Origin of the sequence: Streptomyces sp. CB02261 (assembly GCF_001905665.1) — a bacterium.
In the GTDB taxonomy this organism is placed as follows: domain Bacteria; phylum Actinomycetota; class Actinomycetes; order Streptomycetales; family Streptomycetaceae; genus Streptomyces.
In genome coordinates, this window is sequence record NZ_LIVX01000011.1 from 116,780 (window position 1) to 135,533 (window position 18,754).

The 18,754-nt window shown below is 72.0% G+C and carries 15 protein-coding genes; 4 read left to right on the forward strand and 11 right to left on the reverse strand.

Annotated features, from left to right (window positions below; translation table 11 throughout):
• Window positions 1-11 precede the first annotated feature (11 nt).
• The 3 genes from AMK29_RS30230 to AMK29_RS30240 form a co-directional block, all read right to left on the reverse strand.
• On the reverse strand, window positions 12-251 hold the full coding sequence (locus AMK29_RS30230; protein WP_005311361.1) for an RNA-binding protein: 240 nt from the start codon (window positions 249-251) through the stop codon (window positions 12-14).
• A 2-nt stretch (window positions 252-253) separates the two neighbouring features.
• Window positions 254-697, reverse strand: a complete 444-nt coding sequence (rpsP, locus tag AMK29_RS30235; protein ID WP_024755885.1) for a 30S ribosomal protein S16 — start codon at window positions 695-697, stop codon at window positions 254-256.
• Window positions 698-852: 155 nt separating this feature from the next.
• The gene (locus AMK29_RS30240; protein WP_030690647.1) at window positions 853-1,446 is read right to left on the reverse strand and encodes a hypothetical protein; all 594 of its coding nucleotides are present in this window, start codon (window positions 1,444-1,446) and stop codon (window positions 853-855) included.
• Between the two features lie 370 nt (window positions 1,447-1,816).
• Between AMK29_RS30240 and AMK29_RS30245 the strand changes: the two genes are divergently transcribed.
• The gene (locus AMK29_RS30245) at window positions 1,817-2,542 is read left to right on the forward strand and encodes a class I SAM-dependent methyltransferase (RefSeq protein ID WP_073819031.1); all 726 of its coding nucleotides are present in this window, start codon (window positions 1,817-1,819) and stop codon (window positions 2,540-2,542) included.
• 45 nt (window positions 2,543-2,587) lie between these two features.
• On the opposite strand, the gene ftsH is transcribed toward AMK29_RS30245, so the two are convergent.
• From ftsH to nsdA, 6 genes are all read right to left on the reverse strand, one after another.
• On the reverse strand, window positions 2,588-4,507 hold the full coding sequence (gene ftsH, locus AMK29_RS30250) for an ATP-dependent zinc metalloprotease FtsH (RefSeq protein WP_073819033.1): 1,920 nt from the start codon (window positions 4,505-4,507) through the stop codon (window positions 2,588-2,590).
• A 138-nt stretch (window positions 4,508-4,645) separates the two neighbouring features.
• Complete coding sequence (ffh, locus tag AMK29_RS30255) at window positions 4,646-6,199, reverse strand: signal recognition particle protein (protein WP_073819035.1); 1,554 nt, start codon at window positions 6,197-6,199, stop codon at window positions 4,646-4,648.
• A gap of 120 nt (window positions 6,200-6,319) precedes the next feature.
• On the reverse strand, window positions 6,320-8,803 hold the full coding sequence (locus tag AMK29_RS30260) for a [protein-PII] uridylyltransferase (RefSeq protein ID WP_073819037.1): 2,484 nt from the start codon (window positions 8,801-8,803) through the stop codon (window positions 6,320-6,322).
• Window positions 8,804-8,823: 20 nt separating this feature from the next.
• Complete coding sequence (locus AMK29_RS30265) at window positions 8,824-9,162, reverse strand: P-II family nitrogen regulator (protein WP_015036464.1); 339 nt, start codon at window positions 9,160-9,162, stop codon at window positions 8,824-8,826.
• Entirely contained in the window at window positions 9,159-10,502 is a 1,344-nt protein-coding gene (locus AMK29_RS30270; RefSeq protein ID WP_073819039.1) for an ammonium transporter, read from the reverse strand. Before AMK29_RS30270 ends, AMK29_RS30265 begins: the two co-directional genes overlap by 4 nt.
• Before the next feature lie 330 nt (window positions 10,503-10,832).
• On the reverse strand, window positions 10,833-12,308 hold the full coding sequence (nsdA, locus tag AMK29_RS30275; protein WP_073819041.1) for a transcriptional repressor NsdA: 1,476 nt from the start codon (window positions 12,306-12,308) through the stop codon (window positions 10,833-10,835).
• A gap of 426 nt (window positions 12,309-12,734) precedes the next feature.
• Here nsdA and AMK29_RS30280 point away from each other — a divergent pair, with 426 nt between their 5' ends.
• Window positions 12,735-13,388 carry a bifunctional DNA primase/polymerase gene (locus tag AMK29_RS30280; RefSeq protein ID WP_073819043.1) on the forward strand — a complete coding sequence of 218 codons (654 nt, stop codon included), beginning with the start codon at window positions 12,735-12,737 and terminating at the stop codon, window positions 13,386-13,388.
• Window positions 13,389-13,464: 76 nt separating this feature from the next.
• Here AMK29_RS30280 and ftsY read toward each other — a convergent pair whose 3' ends face one another.
• A complete protein-coding gene (gene ftsY / locus AMK29_RS30285; RefSeq protein WP_073819046.1) occupies window positions 13,465-14,688 on the reverse strand; it encodes a signal recognition particle-docking protein FtsY in 1,224 nt (407 codons plus the stop codon).
• 84 nt (window positions 14,689-14,772) lie between these two features.
• Between ftsY and AMK29_RS30290 the strand changes: the two genes are divergently transcribed.
• Together AMK29_RS30290 and AMK29_RS30295 are read left to right on the forward strand one after the other, a co-directional pair.
• Entirely contained in the window at window positions 14,773-16,230 is a 1,458-nt protein-coding gene (locus AMK29_RS30290) for a cytosine permease (protein ID WP_073819047.1), read from the forward strand.
• A gap of 58 nt (window positions 16,231-16,288) precedes the next feature.
• Window positions 16,289-17,290, forward strand: coding sequence for an LLM class flavin-dependent oxidoreductase (locus AMK29_RS30295; RefSeq protein WP_073819050.1), 1,002 nt, complete (start codon window positions 16,289-16,291; stop codon window positions 17,288-17,290).
• An 18-nt stretch (window positions 17,291-17,308) separates the two neighbouring features.
• Here the strand turns inward: AMK29_RS30295 and AMK29_RS30300 are convergent, their stop codons facing one another.
• Window positions 17,309-18,742: a sugar porter family MFS transporter gene (locus tag AMK29_RS30300; RefSeq protein WP_073819052.1), complete on the reverse strand. Its 1,434-nt coding sequence runs from the start codon at window positions 18,740-18,742 to the stop codon at window positions 17,309-17,311.
• Between the last annotated feature and the right edge of the window lie 12 nt (window positions 18,743-18,754).

Sequence of the window (18,754 nt, forward strand, 5' to 3'; positions counted from 1 at the left end):
GGCCGACGTTCTCAGCGGACCTGGTCCACGTCGACGAGGTCGACTCGGATCCCACGGCCGCCGATGGCGCCCACGACGGTACGCAGCGCACGCGCGGTGCGGCCGTTGCGGCCGATCACCTTGCCGAGGTCGTCGGGGTGCACCCGGACCTCCAGCACGCGGCCACGGCGCAGGTTGCGCGAGGCGACCTGCACATCGTCGGGGTTGTCGACGATGCCCTTCACGAGGTGCTCGAGAGCCTCCTCGAGCATGCTCAGGCCTCGGTCGACTCGGTCGACGCGGCCTCGGCCTCGTCAGCCTTCTTGTCGGCCTTCTTGGCCTTGGGGGTGATGGCCTCACCCTTGTCGTCGCCGCCCTCGAGGGCCTTCGCGAACTCGTCGAACGAGGCGCGCTTGGCTTCCTTCGTCGCCGGGACGAGCAGGGCCTTCTCGGGGGCCGGGAGGCCCTTGGCCTTCTGCCAGTCGCCGGTGAGCTTCAGGATGGCGAGAACCGGCTCGGTCGGCTGCGCGCCGACGGACAGCCAGTACTGCGCACGCTCGGAGTCGACCTCGATACGCGACGGGTTGTACGTCGGGTGGTAGAGGCCGATCTCCTCGATCGCGCGACCGTCCCGACGGGTGCGGGAGTCGGCGACGACGATGCGGTAGTGGGGCTGACGGATCTTGCCGAGGCGCTTGAGCTTGATCTTGACTGCCACTGAAGTGGTGTCTCCTGGTCTTGACGTGGTTGGGCACTTTGAGATGCCACGTGGGGTTGCGGTACTCGGATGCCCGATGGACGCGTCAGCCGGAGGAGAGAGGGGTCCTGTGCGACTGTCGAGTACAGCTAGCCATTGTGCCACACGCCGCCGTGTCAGTTGGCGGCGCCCACTGTCTCCGGGATGCGGAAGGGCTTGCCGCAGCCGCCGCAGACGATCGGGGCCTGGGCGAGCACCGAGGGCACCACGCGCACGTTCCGCCCGCAGTCGCAGACGGCCTTGACGCGCACGCCGCCGCCCGAGGATCCGTGCCGGGCGGCGGGTCCGCGGAAGGAGCGTTTGGTGTCCGCCGCCGTGGCCACCGTGTGGGCCTTGAGGGCGCGCTGGAGCCGCTCGATGGTGGGCCGGTAGCGCCGCCTCGCCTCGGGGTTGAGCGTGACCAGGGAGAAGCCGCTGCTGGCGTGCGGCTCTTCGGGGTGGTCGAGGCCCATCTCCTCGGCGATCGCGAGGAATCTGCGGTTGTGATAGCGGCCGGCGCGGGAGGTGTCACGGACACCTCGGGCGGCGGCGATGCCGTGGACTGCCTCGTGGAGCAGCCGTTCGAAGGAGAGTTCGGCGCCGCAGGCGGACGAGGACTCTCCGATCAGGGACTCGGGCGCGGCAAGATCGGGCAGCTCGGGGTGGTGCCGCTGAATGTCGGCCCACGCCTGTGCCAGCTCTGCGGCGAGAACAGGTGGTGTCGTGCTCACGTCGGGTACAACGAGCCGGATCCCCTCCGGGTTCCATTACGGGGCATCCCAAATATTTTGCACGTACCCGTCAGTTGCCGTTGATGCGTCCTGACGAGGGCCAGTGCGCCGATCTGCGGAGAAGCCGCGCAGGGGGCGTCAAGCTGGTGCGTAGTAGCGCATACGCTCCGGCGCGTGGCCGTGGTCGCCCCCCGAGGGGCCGGAGCGGCCCGGGGAGGATCGCCAGGACACTACCGGGTGCCCGCGCACGGCGGCGCACCACCCCTCCCCCGGGTGAATCGGTGCGGCGCGAGCACTGGACGCGGCCCGGGATGCGCAGTTCCCTGATTACCGGGGGCTGTCGTCCGAGCACGGATTGGGGCACTTTTCCATGACACCTACGCTCGTCCCGCACCACCCCGCGCGTGACTGGGCCGAGATCCAGGAACGGATGCTGGTCCCGCTCTACGAGGCGGTCTACGAGCGCCTCGGCGTGGGCGCGGGTTCGCGGGTGCTGGGCCTCGGCTGCGGCTCCGGTCTGGCGCTCCTGATGGCCGCCGCGCGGGGCGCCCGGGTGGCCGGCGCGGACCGCGACCACGCGCGCGCGGAGCTCGCGAGGGAGCGGCTGCCGGAGGACGTCACGGTCACGGAGGAGCCCCCGGCGGGCGGTCCGTACGACGTCGTCACGGCCTTCCACGCCACCGACGGACTCCTCCCCGAACTGACGGCGCTCACCCGTTCGGCGCAACGGGGCGCGACCGTCGTGCTCGCCGGGTGGGGGCCGCCGGAGCGGTGCGCGACGGAGCCGGTCCTGCGGGTCGCGGCCCGCCTCGCGGACAGCCGGCCGGCGTTCCGGGCGGACCTCGACGCCCTCGTGGCCGCGGCCGGGCTGCGACCGGCCGGCTCGGGGCGGGTGGCCTGCCCCTTCGGGTACGCGAGCGAGGGCAGCGCGGTGCGCGGGCTGCTGTCGACCGGCGCGTTCGACCAGGCGGTCCTGGCGACGGATCCCTCGCAGGTGGCCAAGGAGATCGAGGAGGCCCTCGCCCCGTACGTGCGGGCGGACGGGACGGTGTGGATGCCGAACGTCTTCCGGTACGTGCTCGCGCGGGTGCCGTAGCGGCCGCCGGGGGCCGGGATCGGTCTCCCGGCCCCCCGCTCGGGGTCAGTCCTCCCGCACCCCGCGCGGGATGCCCGCGGCGCGGTAGGCCTCGGCCTCCTCCAGGGTCTCGTTCTCCAGGAGGGCGGCGGCCAGCGCGTCCAGCCGGCCGCGGTGCGCGCGGAGCTGGCGCAGGGCGCTCTCGTAGCACTCCTCGACGATCCGGCGCATCTCCGCGTCGACGGTGTCGAGGGTCGCGGGGGCCGCCGCGAGGCCGTACGCCTGCTGGGCGTCGCTCGGGATGGCGGTGAGACGGCCGACGAGCTCGCTCATGCCCCAGCGTCCCGCCATGCCGCGGGCGATGTTGGTGACCTGCTCCAGGTCGCTCTCGGCGCCGGTGGTGACGACGCCGAACACGACCTGTTCGGCGGCCATGCCGCCGAGTGCGCCGATGATCCGGCCGCGGAGGTAGTCCTCGGTGTAGGCGTACTTGTCGGAGTCGGGGGTGGAGAGGGTGACACCGAGGGCCCGGCCGCGCGGCACGATGGTGATCTTGCGGACCGGGTCGGCGCCGGGCTGGAGCATGCCGAGGAGGGCGTGTCCGCTCTCGTGGTACGCGGTCCGGCGCCGTTCGTCGGCGGGCATCACGAGCGGCCGTTCCGCGCCGAGCTGGACCTTCTCCAGGGCGTCGGACAGGTCGGAGCGGGTGACGGCCCGCTGGTCGCGCTTGACGGCGAGGAGGGCGGCCTCGTTGGCGAGGTTGGCGAGTTCGGCGCCGGTCATGCCGGGGGTCGTCCGGGCGACGTGCTCCAGGTCGACGTCCTCGGCGAGCGGGATCTCCCGGGTGTGGATCCTGAGGATGGCCTCGCGGCCGCCCCGGTCGGGCGGGTTGACGTGCACGATCCGGTCGAAGCGGCCCGGCCGGGTGAGGGCGGGGTCGAGGACGTCGGGGCGGTTGGTGGCGGCGAGGACGATGACCCCCTCGGAGCCGGTGAAGCCGTCCATCTCGGTGAGGATCTGGTTGAGGGTCTGTTCCCGTTCGTCGTGGCCGCCCATGCCGGAGCCGCCGCCCCGGGCCCGGCCGATGGTGTCGATCTCGTCGATGAAGACGATCGCGGGGGCGACCTTGCGGGCCTCGGCGAACAGTTCCCGTACCCGGGAGGCGCCGACGCCCACGATCATCTCGATGAAGCCGGACGCGGAGGCGGAGAAGAACGGCACCCCGGCCTCGCCCGCGACGGCGCGGGCGAGCAGGGTCTTGCCGGTGCCGGGCGGACCGGCGAGGAGGACGCCTCGGGGCATCTTGGCGCCCATCGCCCGGTAGGCCCCCGGGTTCTTGAGGAAGTCGACGACGTCGTTCAGCTCGCCCTCGACCTCGTCGATGCCGGCCACGTCGTCGAAGGTGGTGCGCTTCCCGCCCTCCAGCTCCACGGGCTTGGGCGGGGTCTTCCGGCCGAGCATCCCGCCGGCACCGCCCATGCCGCCGCTCATGCGGCGGGCGATGAACACCCACAGGCCGACGAGCAGCAGCATCGGGGCGAGGGAGATGAGGAGGTTGGCGAGGAAGCTGCGTTCCCGCACGACCGGCTCGGCGGTGACGGTGACGTTCTGCCTGGTCAGCTGCGCCCAGAGGTCGTCGTCGGCGAAGGCCGGCCGCTGGGTGGTGAACTTGGTGTAGTCGCCCTCGCCGTCGGGGACGGGCCGCTCGTCCTTCAGCTGCCCCTGGATCGCGTCGCCCTTGGCGTAGATCTTGGTGACGTTGCCGGCGGCGACCTGTTTGCTGAACTCGGTGTACGAGACGGTCGGCCCGTCGCCCTCGTTGAAGAACGACAGGACGAGGTTGGTGATCAGGTACACGATGAGCGCGGTGAGGATCAGCCCGCCCCAGCCGCCCGGCATCCTCCGCTTCGGCGCCGGGGGCGGCGGGGCCCCTTCCGAGCGCCAGGGCTGGTCGGTCCGGTCGCGCGGCGGTACGGGGTTGGCCACGTGGCTCTCCTCGGGGCGGCTGTCGCCCCAGTATCGAAGAGCGGGAGGAGCCCGGCACCGCGGGCGGCCCGGAGGGGTGAAGAGGGGCCCGGGACGGTTTCGTACCGTCCCGGGCCCCTGGTCACGCCGTGAGCGGCGTCAGCTCATGAACTTCTTGAACTCGTCCGGGAGCTCGAAGTCCTTGGGGGTCTGCCCCGCGGCCGGGAGGCCGAAGGCGCCGCCCGCCTGGGCCTGCTCGCGGCGCTCGGCCGCGGCCTGCTCCTCGGCCTTCCGCTTCATCGGGTTGCCGCTCTTGCGCTTGCCCTTGGCCTGCTTGATCTGCTTCTTCTGCCGGCCGGGGCCGCCACCCATGCCCGGCATGCCCGGCATACCGGGGAGACCGCCGCCCTGGGCCATCCGGGACATCATCTTGCGGGCCTCGAAGAAGCGCTCGACCAGGCCCTTGACCGCGCTGACCTCGACGCCCGAGCCCTTGGCGATACGGGCGCGGCGGGAGCCGTTGATGATGGTCGGGTCCTGGCGCTCGCCGGGGGTCATCGACTTGATGATGGCGGCCGTACGGTCGACGTCCCGCTCGTCGATGTTGGCGATCTGCTCCTTCATCTGGCCCATGCCCGGGAGCATCCCGAGGAGCTTCGAGATGGAGCCCATCTTGCGGACCTGCTCCATCTGCGCCAGGAAGTCGTCGAGCGTGAACTCCTGGCCCTTCTTCGACGCGAGCTTGGAGGCCATCTTGGCGGCCTCTTCCTCGTCGAAGGTCTGCTGGGCCTTCTCGATGAGGGAGAGCATGTCGCCCATGCCGAGGATGCGGGACGCCATGCGGTCCGGGTGGAACGCGTCGAACTCGTCCAGCTTCTCGCCGTTGGAGGCGAACATGATCTGCTTGCCGGTGACGTGCGCGATCGAGAGCGCGGCACCACCGCGGGCGTCGCCGTCGAGCTTGGAGAGCACGACGCCGTCGAAGCCGACGCCGTCACGGAAGGCCTCGGCGGTGTTGACCGCGTCCTGACCGATCATGGCGTCGACGACGAAGAGGACCTCGTCGGGGCTGACGGCGTCGCGGATGTCCGCGGCCTGCTGCATCAGCTCCTGGTCGATGCCGAGGCGGCCGGCGGTGTCGACGATCACGACGTCGTACATCTTGGTCCGCGCGTGCTCGATCGAGTCCTTCGCGACCTGGACCGGGTCTCCGACGCCGTTGCCCGGCTGCGGGCCGTAGAAGGCCACGCCCGCGCGCTCGGCGACGACACCGAGCTGGGTGACCGCGTTGGGGCGCTGGAGGTCGCAGGCGACGAGCAGCGGGGAGTGACCCTGGCCCTTGAGCCAGAGGCCGAGCTTTCCGGCGAGGGTGGTCTTACCGGCACCCTGGAGACCGGCGAGCATGATCACGGTGGGCGCGGTCTTGGCGAACCGCAGGCGCCGGGTCTCGCCACCGAGGATGGAGACGAGCTCCTCGTTGACGATCTTGATGACCTGCTGGGCCGGGTTCAGGGCCTGGGAGACCTCGGCGCCGGTGGCGCGCTCCTTGACCTGCTTGATGAAGGACCGGACGACCGGCAGGGCGACATCCGCTTCGAGCAGCGCGATACGGATCTCGCGGGCGGTGGCGTCGATGTCCGCCTCGGACAGACGGCCCTTGCCGCGGAGGTTCTTGAAGGTCGCTGCAAGGCGGTCGGAGAGGGTATCGAACACGGCGGTCGCGGATCCTCAGGTGTCGGGGGCGGTCGGATTGCCCTCCAGGGTATCGGGCCGCTCGAAGTGTGTGCCCCCGCCCGCCGGATCCGGCGCGCGGGGGCGGGTCGGGGCGGGGTGTCAGCGAAGGGCCGACTCCAGGGTCCGGGCCAGGTCGATCGCCTCTTCGTCGGGGAGGAGGGAGCCGTCGGGGCGGGTCACGTACAGGGTGTCGACGGCGTTGGCGCCGAGCGTGGAGACATGGGCGCTCCGGACCCGTACCGCCGCACCCTCCAGGGCGCGGCCGATGCGGTGGAGGAGACCGGGCGCGTCCTGGGCCCGGACCTCGATGACGGTGGCGAGGCGGGAATCGGCGGCGGCGACGGTGACGCGGGGCGGCGGGGCGGTGAGGCCGCGCCGGCGCGGGTAGGCGGCCTCGCGTTCGGCGAGGCGGGCGGGGATGTCGAGCGAGCCGTCGAGGGCGCGGACGAGGTCGGCGCGGAGCCGGTGGGCCTGCGGGAGCGAGCCGTACTCGGCGGCGACGCGCCAGTCGAGGACGAGGACGGAGCCGGCGCCGAGCTCGGTGGGCAGTTCGATGGCCCGCAGGTCGGCGGCGCGGACGGTCAGCCGGTGGAGGGCGAGGACGCCGGCGACGGCGGGCAGGACGCCGGGCTGGTCGGGCAGGGCGATGACGAGTTCGACGCCGACGGGCTCGGGCTCCTCCGGATCGGCGTGCTCCGCCGCGGGCTCCTCCCCCGCCCGGCTGGTGTGCAGGGCGAGGACGGGTTCGCCGGTGCGCAGGGCCTCGACGGCGAGGCGCTCCTGTTCGGCGCTGGGGGCCGCGGCCTCGGGGTCGGGCGGGGTCTGGCCCGCGAGGACGCCCGCGACCCGCTTGACCAGGTCGGAGACGAGGGAGGCGCGCCACGACGACCAGGCGGCGGGCCCGGTGGCGAGCGCGTCGGCCTCGGTGAGGGCGTGCAGCAGCTCCAGCGTGCCGACGGTGCCGACGGCGGCGGCCACGGAGCGGACGGTGGCGGGGTCGTCGAGGTCGCGCCGGGTGGCGGTCTCGACGAGGAGCAGGTGGTGGCGGACGGCGGTGGCGACGATGCCCACGTCGGCGCGGTCGAAGCCGATGCGGGTGGCGAGGTCGCGGGCGATCGTCTCCCCGGCGACGGAGTGGTCGCCCGGCCAGCCCTTGCCGATGTCGTGGAGGAGTGCGGCGACGAGGAGCAGGTCGGGGCGGCCGACGCGGCGGGTGAGCGAGGAGGCCCGGACGGCGGTCTCGACGAGGTGGCGGTCGACGGTCCAGGTGTGGACGGGGTTGCGCTGGGGCCGGCAGCGGACGCGTTCCCAGTCGGGGAGCAGCCGGGTGATCAGCCCTTCGGCCTCCAGGGCCTCCCAGACGGGCACGGTCGCCTCGCCGGCGCCGAGCAGGGTGACGAGCTCCTCGCGGGCCTCGGCGGGCCAGGGCACGGGCAGGGGCTTGGCGGTGGCGGCGAGGTGGCGTAGGGCGTGCAGGGAGATCGGCAGGGCGGACTGGGCGGCCGCCGCGGCGGCGCGCAGCGGCAGCACGGGGTCGCGTTCGGGCCGTGCGGTGCGGGCGAGGACGACCTCGCCGTCCATCTCGACGACGCCTTCGGCGAGCGGGGTGCGCTCGACGGGGGGTTTGCCGGCGCCGGCGCGGCCGCTCCCCGCGCGGCCGGTGAGCAGGGCCCGCAGCCGGGGGCGGGTGGAGCGGGCCTTCAGGACGCGGTTGACCTCGCGCCAGGTGACGTCGGTGGCGTACGAGATCGTCCGGGCGGCCTCGTACACCTCGCGGAGCAGGGTGTCGGCGTCGAGGAGGCCGAGTTCGGCGGCGACGGCGTCCTGTTCCTGGAGGGCGAGCCGGTCGGTGGCGCGGCCGGTGGTGAGGTGGAGGGCGTCGCGCACGTCGAGGAGGCGGCGGCGGGCGGCGTCGAGGCCCTCGCGGGGCGCGTCGGCGAGCCAGGAGGCGGCGACGGCGCGGAGGACCTGGGCGTCGCGGAGTCCGCCCCTGGCCTCCTTGAGGTCGGGTTCGAGGAGGAACTGCAGCTCGCCCATGCGTTCGGCGCGATCACGGCAGAGCGCGTCGAGTTCCGGGAGGCGCTGGGGGGCCTGGTTGCGCCAGTCCGCGAGGATCGTGGTGCGCAGGGCGGCGACGAGGCCGTGGTCTCCGGCGAGGGGCCGGGCGTCGAGGAGGCCGAGGTGGACCTTGAGGTCCTCGGCCGCGGTGGCGCGGGCCTCGGCGGGGGTGCGGACGGAGTGGTCGAGGGCGAGCCCGAGGTCCCAGACCGGATACCAGATCCGGTCGGCGAGAGCGGCGATCGCGGCCTTGTCGGCGCTGCCGTCGTGGAGCAGGAGGAGGTCGAGGTCGCTGCGGGGGGAGAGCTCGGCGCGGCCGTAGCCTCCGACGGCGACGAGGGCGACCCCCCGGGGCGGGCCGGCGGCCGTGAAGAGCCCGGACAGCCAGTCGTCGGTGAGCCGGGCGAGGGCGGCACGGCGCGGCGGCCCGGACCGCTCCTTCTCATGGAGGAGGAGCAGCCGGGCCGCCGCGTAACCGCCGGGTCCCGAATCTTCGGTCTTCTCGCTGACTTCGAGGCTCGTCACCCGGCGGCTCCTTCGTGTGCTTACAGTGCGTCCGGACCGCGCTCGCCGGTGCGGACCCTGACGGCGGTCTCGACCGGCACGCTCCACACCTTGCCGTCACCGATCTTGCCGGTTCGGGCGGCCTTCACGACGACGTCGATGAGCTGTTCGGCGTCCTCGTCCTCGACCAGGACCTCGATGCGGATCTTGGGGACCAGGTCGACGGTGTACTCGGCGCCCCGGTAGACCTCGGTGTGGCCGCGCTGGCGGCCGTAGCCGCTCGCCTCGGTGACGGTGAGGCCGTGGACGCCGAACGCCTGCAGGGCCTCCTTGATCTCGTCGAGCCGGTGCGGCTTCACGACCGCGGTGATGAGCTTCATGCGTCCACCTTCTTGTTCTCCGTGACAACCGGGGCGGGGGCGGTGGAGCGCGAGGACGCGCCGCCGCCGGCTCCGCTGAAGTCGTACGCGGTCTCGGCGTGCTCGACCTGGTCGATGCCGGAGACCTCGTCGTCCTCGCTGACCCGCATCCCCATCGTCTTGTCGATGATCAGGGCGAGGATCGCGGAGGCGATCAGAGAGTAGGCGAGGACCGCGAAGACACCGACGGCCTGCTTGCCGAGCTGGTCGAGGCCGCCGCCGTAGAAGAGGCCCTTGGCGTCGGACTGGACGCCGCCGGTGGCGAAGAAGCCGACGAGGAGCGAGCCGATGACACCGCCGACGAGGTGGACGCCGATGACGTCGAGGGAGTCGTCGTAGCCGAACTTGTACTTCAGGCCGACGGCCATGGCGCAGACGATGCCGGCGATGGCGCCGACGGCGATCGCGCCGAGCGGGCTGACGGAACCGCCGGCCGGGGTGATGGCGACGAGACCGGCGACCGCGCCGGAGGCGGCGCCGAGGGTGGTGAAGGAGCCGTGGCGGACCTTCTCGTACCCGAGCCAGGCGAGCATGGCGGCGGCGGTGGCGGCCTGGGTGTTGACGAACATCACGGCGCCGACGCCGTCGTCGTTGCCGAGCCAGGAGCCGGCGTTGAAGCCGAACCAGCCGAACCAGAGGAGACCGGCGCCCAGCATGACCAGCGGGAGGCTGTGCGGGCGCATCGGGTCCTTCTTGAAGCCGACCCGCTTGCCGATGACGAGGATCACGCCGAGCGCGGCGGCACCGGCGTTGATGTGGACCGCCGTACCACCGGCGAAGTCGATGACACCCATCTCAAAGAGCCAGCCGCCCGCGCCCCAGACCCAGTGGGCCACGGGGAAGTAGACGACGGTGACCCAGAGGGTGATGAAGAGGGCCCAGGCGGTGAACTTGACGCGGTCCGCGAGGGCGCCGCTGATCAGGGCCGGGGTGAGGATGGCGAACATCAGCTGGAAGACGGCGAAGACGTACACCGGGATGGTGTAGCCGTCCCACAGTTCGGTGACGCCGATGCCGCTGAGGCCGACGTACTCGGAGGACCAGCCGACGATCGAGCCGATGTCGGTGCCGAAGGCGAGGCTGAAGCCGAAGAGCACCCACAGGATCGTGACGATCCCCAGGCTGATGAAGCTCATCATCAGCATGTTGAGGGTGGACTTGACGCGGACCATGCCTCCGTAGAAGAAGGCGAGTGCCGGGGTCATCAGCATGACCAGGGCGGAGCAGATGAGCATGAACCCGGTGTTGGCGGCGGACAGCTCGGGGGCGTCTGCTGCCAGGGTCGTGATGGCTGGTGCCATCGGCGTCTCCTCGTCGTCGGTACGGCCGTGCGGGGCGGGGCCGGAGAGAGCGGCCGGCCGTGAGGTTGGCCGGTTATGGGCCAGAGATTCGCGCAGCGCGGTTTCCGCCGATGCCGCTCGATGTTTCGGAGCGGTGACGAAGGGGTGGGGCGTGTTACGTGACCGTGAACGGCCGGATCACGACGAGGTGACGCCCGTACGCTGCGGGCGACGCGAGAACCGGCCGCGTCGGCGTCCGTGTGACCGTGCGGCGGGGGAGCCGAGTCGGGCAGTACGGGACGTCCGGCGCGGCCGGGGTCGAGGGGGCTCGCGAGGGGGCCGGGACGGCGGTCAGACCGCTTCGGCGGCCTCCGGCAGCAGCTGGGTGAGCCGGTCGGTGAGCTGGACGACCTCGGCGACGTCGCTGTAGTTGCGGGCGGCGTGGTCGACGGTCTTGCGGAGCCGGGTGTTCACCCGCTCGGAGCGGATGCTGCGGGCGACGTGGAGGGCCTTCTCCGCCAGGACGACGGACTGCTCGGGCTCACGCTTGAGGAGGTGCACGGTGGCCATGCCGATGAGGTTGAGCGCGTACGACCGCTGGTGGTCGGGGTCCTTCCCGAAGAGCTCGACGGCCCGCTCCATGACGGGCTCGGCGAGCGAGGCGTACGTCGGGGAGCGCCCGGCGACGTAGGCGAGGTCGCGGTAGGAGTGGGAGTTCTCGCCGTTGAGCTCGGCCTCGGAGAAGAAGCCGATCCAGTCGGGCTCGGGCTCGCCGTCGAGGCCCACGTCCGCGAAGGTGTCCTCGGCCATCCGGACGGCCCGCTTGCACTTGGAGGGCTGGCCCATGTTGGCGTACGCGCGGGCCTCCATCGCATACAGCATGGCCTGGGTGCGCGCGGTGGCGCAGTCTCGACTGCCGTACTGGGCCAGGTGGATGAGTTCGAGGGCGTCGTCGGGCCGGCCGAGGTGGATCATCTGACGGCTCATCGAGGACAGGATGTACGAGCCGAGGGGCTTGTCGCCGGCTTCCTTGGCGGCGTGCAGGGCGAGCACGAAGTACTTCTGGGCGGTGGGCTGGAGGCCCACGTCGTAGCTCATCCAGCCGGCGAGTTCGGCGAGTTCGGCGGCGCAGGTGAAGAGGCGCTTGGCGGTGGCGGCGGGCTGGTGCTCCTGGAGGAGGTCGGTGACCTCGTGGAGTTGGCCGACGACGGCCTTGCGGCGCAGTCCGCCGCCGCACTGGGCGTCCCACTTGCGGAACATGGCGGTGGTGGACTCCAGGAGGTCGAGTTCGACCTCGGAGAGCCGGTTGGGGCGGTGGGGGTCGGCGGGGCCGCCGGGTCGCTCGACGTCACCCCCGGGCGTGGGGACGAGCCAGCGCTGCATCGGTTCGATGAGGGCGGGTCCCGCGGCGAGGGACAGGGAGGAGCCGAGGAAGCCCCGGCGGGCGAGCATGAGGTCGCTGCGGGAGAACTCGCTGAGCAGGGCGACGGTCTGCGGACCGGCCCAGGGCAGGTCGACCCCGGAGACGGAGGGCGACTGGTGCGCGGTGCGCAGGCCCAGGTCCTCGACGGCGACGACGGAGCCGAAGCGCTCGGAGAACAGCTCGGAGAGGATGCGCGGGATGGGCTCGCGCGGCTGCTCGCCGTCGAGCCAGCGGCGCACCCGCGAGGTGTCGGTGGAGATGTGGTGCGCGCCCATCTGGCGCGCCCTGCGGTTCACCTGCCGCGCGAGTTCGCCCTTGGACCAGCCGCTGCGCACGAACCACGAGCCCAGCTGCTCGTTCGGGCGCTTGCCGGCAGTCGTACCGTCTGCGCCGTTGCCGCCCACTGGAACGCCCCCATCCACCTGATCACCTGTCCTGCGAACCCCTATCAGGATGCCGTGTCTTGCGGCACCCGTCCGGCGTTCGCGCTCCTTCGAACTGGAAACCGGGTTGCCTCCGGCATACCCGCGTGCGCATGCGGTCCCGTGTTTCGAGTACCGAAAGTAATCCTACGATCACCGCTCCACGAGGGCGATTCAAGAAACGCCACCATTCGCCACCCCTTCGAATGAACTCGCCGCCGGTGGAACGCGATTCACTTGACATGCGACGAACCGGAGTCGGCGGACGGATGCGCGGAGAGGCGCGCGCACCGGCCCGCACCACCCCTCGCACGACCGCGCGCCAACCCGCGCCGACGGTCCGTGACGAAAGGTGACGACGGTGCTCCGGGTCGTAACCACCGGCGCGCTCGACCCGTTGGAGGGGACATGGGTTTCACGATCGGCGGCATTCGTGAGATGCGGTCCGGCGCACGTCGCCGCGTACGCGCCACGGAGTGCACAGCGGTGGCCGAGTACACGGGGCTGTGGGGCTGGGACGTGGTCCCCGGCGCGCGGGCCGTCTCCGGCCAGTGCTCCTGCGGAGATCCGGCGTGCCCGGCCCCGGGCGCGCATCCCCTCTCCTTCGCGGCGCCCGTTCCGGCGGGTGCCGGGCTCGACGACGCGACCAAGGCGTGGTCGGAGTTCCCGGGCGCGGCCATGCTGCTGCCGGTGGGCAAGGCCTTCGACGTGATCGAGGTCGCGGAGGCGGCGGGCCGACGGGCGCTGGTGCGGCTGGAGCGCATGGGACTGCCGCTGGGCCCGGTGTGCGCGACGCCGACCGGACGGGCGCACTTCTTCGTGGCGCCGGGCGCCGCGGCGGCGCTGCCGCAGCTGCTCTACCGGATGGGCTGGGACGACGCCGACCTGGACCTGCGCGGTCTGGGTCCCGGCAGCCACATCACCGCTCCCCCGTCGGACCTGGGCGGGCTCGGCCCGGTGCGCTGGCTGCGGCCCCCGACGCTGGACACGGCGGGCGCGCCGCCGCAGGCGCGGCTGCTGCTCGGCACCCTGGCGTACATCTGCCACCGCACGCACCTCTAGGGCGTCTCCCCGCGCACGCGTGAGGGCCCCCGCCTCTCCTCGGCGGGGGCCCTCACGCGTGCGCGTGGACCGCGGGTCAGTCGCCGATCAGGGCGTCGACGAAGGCGCCCGGCTCGAAGGGGGCCAGGTCGTCCGGGCCCTCGCCCAGGCCGACCAGCTTGACCGGGACGCCCAGCTCGCGCTGGACCGCGACGACGATGCCGCCCTTGGCGGTGCCGTCGAGCTTGGTGAGCACGATGCCGGTGATGTCGACGACCTCGGCGAAGACGCGGGCCTGGATCAGACCGTTCTGGCCGGTGGTGGCGTCGAGGACGAGGAGGATCTCGTCGAGCGGGCCGTGCTTCTCGACGACGCGCTTGACCTTGCCGAGCTCGTCCATGAGGCCGGTCTTGGTGTGGAGCCGGCCTGCGGTGTCGATGAGGACGACGTCGGCGCCCTCCGCGATGCCCTCCTTGACGGCGTCGAAGGCGATCGACGCCGGGTCGCCGCCCTCCGGGCCGCGGATGGTCCGGGCGCCGACGCGCTCGCCCCAGGTCTGGAGCTGGTCGGCGGCGGCGGCGCGGAAGGTGTCCGCGGCACCGAGGACGACGGACTTGCCGTCGGCGACGAGGACGCGGGCCAGCTTGCCGGTGGTGGTGGTCTTGCCGGTGCCGTTCACACCGACGACCATGACGACGCCCGGGACGTCCGCCGGGCTCTCGGTCCTCACCGTCCGGTCGAGGTCGGGGCCGAGGAGGGCGATGAGCTCCTCGCGGAGCAGGGCGCGCAGCTCCTCCGGGGTGCGGGTGCCGAGCACCCTGACCCGCTCGCGCAGCCGCTCGACGAGTTCCTGGGTGGGGGCGACGCCGACGTCGGCGGTGAGGAGGGTGTCCTCGATCTCCTCCCAGGTGTCCTCGTCGAGGTGCTCGCGGGACAGGAGCGTGAGCAGCCCCTTGCCGAGCGAGTTCTGGGAGCGGGCGAGCCGGGCCCTGAGCCGTACGAGACGGCCCGCGGTGGGCTCCGGGATCTCGATCTCGGGGGCCGGCGGCTCGGCGACGACGGGGTCCTCGACGGCGACCGGCGTCCCGACGGCCTCCTCGGCGGGGAGCGGGACCTCCTCGACCGTGCGGCGTGGTTCCTCCCGCGGCGTCTCCGCCTCCTCGCCGACGTGCGGTTCGGCGGGCGGAGCGGTGATGGTCGGCGTGGTGGACGGCGGCTCGGCCGGCGGCAGCTGCTTCTTCTTGCGGCCGCTGATCACGAGCCCGCTCGTCACGGCGACCGCGACGACCAGAGCGATGACTACAGCAAGGATGAGTTCCATAACCCCCTCAGTATCGGCCACGAAGGGGCCGGGGACGGAGCACGTACGCTGGGTGGGTCCCCCCCATCTGTACGGAGTACCCCCATGCCCCACGACGCCTCCGAAGCCGCAGGCGCGACGCACGACGGCGCCATGGAGACCCGCGGTCTCGAGCCCGTCCCCGACGCCGAGCGGACCGGCCGGGTCCGCGAGCTCTTCCCGACCTGGGTCGCCGCGAACATCAGTGTGCTGTTGCTCACGATGGGCGCCGGCCTGATCGTCTTCAACGGCCTCAACTTCTGGCAGGTCCTGGCCGTGGCGGTCGCCGCGCCGGTCCTGTCGTACGGGATCGTCGGCCTGATCTCGATCGCGGGGAAGCGGGGCGGGGCGCCGGGCATGGCGCTGTCGCGGGCCGTGTTCGGCCAGCGCGGAAACCTCTTCCCGGGGGCGCTGATCTGGGTGGCCCGCTGGGGCTGGGAGACGATCAACGCGGTGACCGGCGCCTACGCGGTCCTCACCGTGCTCGACCTGCTCTTCGGCGTGAAGTCGAACACGCTCCTCATCGTGGTGACGCTGCTGCTCTTCGTCACCTGCACCTTTCTGGTCTCCGGCCTCGGGATCACCGCGCTGCGCGTGTGCAGCACGTGGTCCACGTACCTCTTCGGTGCCTTCTCCGTGCTCGTCCTGGTCTACCTGGTGGCGAACACGGACTGGTCGGCCGTCTTCGACAAGCCGGCCGGTTCGACGGCGATGATGGTCGCGGGCATCGGCACGATCGCGGCCGGCGGCATCAGCTGGGTCCCGTCCGGCCCCGACTTCACCCGCTATCTGCCCCGTACGGCCTCCTCGAAGGCCATGGTCGGCTCGACGGTCGGCGGTGCGGGGATCGTCGTCCTGCCGATGGTGCTGATGGGTGCGGTGATGGCGGTGTCCACCCCGGACCTGGCCTCGGCCCAGGACCCGGTCTCCTTCATCGGTGAGCTGCTGCCGATGTGGATCTCCGTGCCGTACCTGGTGATCGCCCTGCTCGGGATGCTGCTGATCAACTCGATGTCGATGTACTCGGCCGGGTTCACGGCGCAGACCCTGGGCATCAGGGTGTCGCGGGCGGCGGCGGTCAGCGTGAACGCGGTGATCAGCCTGGTCTTCGGCTTCCTGCTGATGGTGGTGGCGACCAGCTTCATCGGCTCGTTCATCTCGTTCCTGACGCTGCTCGCGGTGGCGTTCTCGGCCTGGATCGGGGTCTTCGGCGTGGACATGCTGCGGCGTCGCTCGTACGACGCGGCGGCCCTCATGGACACCTCCAGGACCAGCGCCTACTGGTACCGGGGCGGTTTCGCCTGGCAGGCGATGACGGCGTGGGCGGTGGCCCTGCTCGTGGGTCTGCTGTTCACGAAGGTCGACTGGTTCGCCGGACCGCTCGCCTCCTCCTGGATCGGCGAGAACGGTCTGGGCTGGGCCGCGACGATCGTGGTGGCCGGTGTGCTGTACGCCGTACTGCCCCGCACGCCCGCCCGGGTTCCGGCGCGGGACGCCGAGGTACGCGAGACCGTTTCCATCTGACGTCGCGTCAGCTACCGTCCCCCTTCGCCGGCATCCCACCCGCGGAGGGGGACTTCCCATGCCCTTCACAGTCGTACGGTTCAACCTCGTCGATCCCCGCGCGACCCCGGAGTCCCTCTCGGAGCGGTACCGGGCCGCCCTCGCCATGGCCGCGTACGCCGACGCCCACGGGATCGACACCGTCCAGACCGAGGAGCACCACGGGGTCGAGAACAACTGGCTGCCCTCCCCCTTCACCTTCGCCGGCGCGGTCTTCGGCGCCACGGAGACGATCGCGGTCACCGTCTCGGCGATCATCGGCCCCCTGCACGACCCGCTGCGGCTCGCCGAGGACATCGCGGTCCTGGACCTGCTGAGCGGAGGCCGTCTGGTGACGGTGGCGGGGATCGGCTACCGGCCGGAGGAGTACGAGGAGCGCGGAGTCGACTGGGGGCGGCGGGGCAGGCTCCAGGACCTGCTTCTGGAGACCCTGCTGACGGCCTGGACCGGCGAGCCCTTCACGTATCAGGGCCGTACGGTACGGGTCACCCCGCGGCCCTTCACCCGGCCGCACCCGCTGCTCCTCGTGGGCGGTTCGTCGCGGGCGGCGGCGCGGCGGGCGGCCCGGCTCGGGCTGCCCTTCTTCCCGAGCGCGCACCTGCCGGAGCTGGAGGCGTACTACCGGGAGCGGTGCGCCGAGTACGGCACGGAGGGGTGGACGATGATGCCGGCCGAAGAGACCCCGCTGCTGCATCTGTCGGAGGACCCGGACCGGACCTGGGCGGAGCACGGGGAGCACTTCCTGCACGAGGCGCGGACGTACGCCTCCTGGCAGTCGAAGGACATCCGCTCGGCGGTGCGGTCGGCGGCGACGACGGAGGCGGAGCTGCGCGCGGAGGGGGTGTACCGGGTCGTCACGCCGGACGAGTGCCTGGCGCTCGGCCTGGAGACCCTGGTGCTGCACCCGCTGTGCGGCGGGATGCCGGTGGAGGAGGGCCGGCGGAGTCTGCGGCTGTTCTGCGACGGCGTACTGCCCCGGCTCGGGGCACAGGGCCTCGGGCCGGGGCAGTTCCGTGGGTGAGGAGAGGGGCAGCGGGGGTTAGCCCATCTCCTCCAACGCCTTGCCCTTGGTCTCCTTGACGTACCTGAGCACGAAGGGGATCGAGAGCACGGCGAAGACCGTGTAGATGATGTAGGTGCCGGACAGGTTCCAGTCCGCGAGGGACGGGAAGCTGGCGGTGATGGCCCAGTTGGCGATCCACTGGGCGGAGGCGGCGACGCCGAGGGCGGCGGCGCGGATCCTGTTGGGGAACATCTCGCCGAGGAAGACCCAGACCACCACGCCCCACGAGAGGGCGAAGAAGAGCACGAAGACATGGGCGGCGACGAGTGCCACGACGCCCTGGGTCTCGGGGAGCTTGCCGTCGACGAGGTCGGCGGAGAAGGCCCAGGCCTCGAAGGCGAGGGCGATCGCCATGCCGATGGAGCCGACGAGGGCGAGCGGCTTGCGGCCGACCCGGTCGACCAGGACCATCGCGATCACCGTGCCGATGATGTTGATGATCGACGTGGTGAACGAGTAGAAGAACGAGCTCGACGGGTCGATGCCGACGGACTGCCAGAGCGTCGCCGAGTAGTAGAAGGCGACGTTGATGCCGACGAGCTGCTGGAAGACGGAGAGCCCGATGCCGACCCAGACGATGGGCAGCAGCTTGAAGCGGGCCCCGGTGGCGAGGAGGTCCTTGAAGGTGGACTTGTGCTCGCTGCGCATGGCGCGGTCGATCTCGGCGACGCGGCGGTCGAGGTCGACGCCGTGGCCCTCGACCTCGGCGAGCACCTCCTTGGCCCGGTCGGTCTTCCCGACGGAGATGAGGAAGCGCGGGGACTCCGGGATGGCGAAGGAGAGCATGCCGTAGAGGACGGCGGGGACGACCATCACGCCGAGCATCCACTGCCAGGCCTCGAGGCCGCCGATCTCACCGCGCTGGTCGCCGTCGGCGAGCTGGAGGATGCCGTAGTTGACCAGCTGGGAGATGGCGATGCCGATGACGATCGCGGCCTGCTGGAAGGAGCCGAGGCGGCCGCGGTACGCGGCGGGGGCGACCTCGGCGATGTAGGCGGGGCCGATCACGGAGGCCATGCCGATGGCGAAGCCGCCGATGATCCGCCAGAGGGCCAGGTCCCAGAGGGCGAACGGGAGGGCGGAGCCCACGGCGCTGACGGCGAACAGCACGGCGGAGATCTGCATGCAGCGGATGCGGCCGATGCGGTCGGCGATCCGGCCGGCGGTGGCGGCGCCGATGGCACAGCCGATCAGGGCGACGGCGATGACCTGGGCGAGGGTGCCGGAGCCGATGTCGTAACGGTCCCGGATCGCCTCGACGGCGCCGTTGATGACGGAGCTGTCGTAGCCGAAGAGGAAGCCGCCCATGGCGGCGGAGGCGGTGATGAAGATGACGTGGCCGAGGTGGTCCGGGTGGGCTGTTCGGCCATCGGAAGGCGGCGGCGTGGGCGCCTGCGCGGTGTTGGTCACATGGACTCCTCG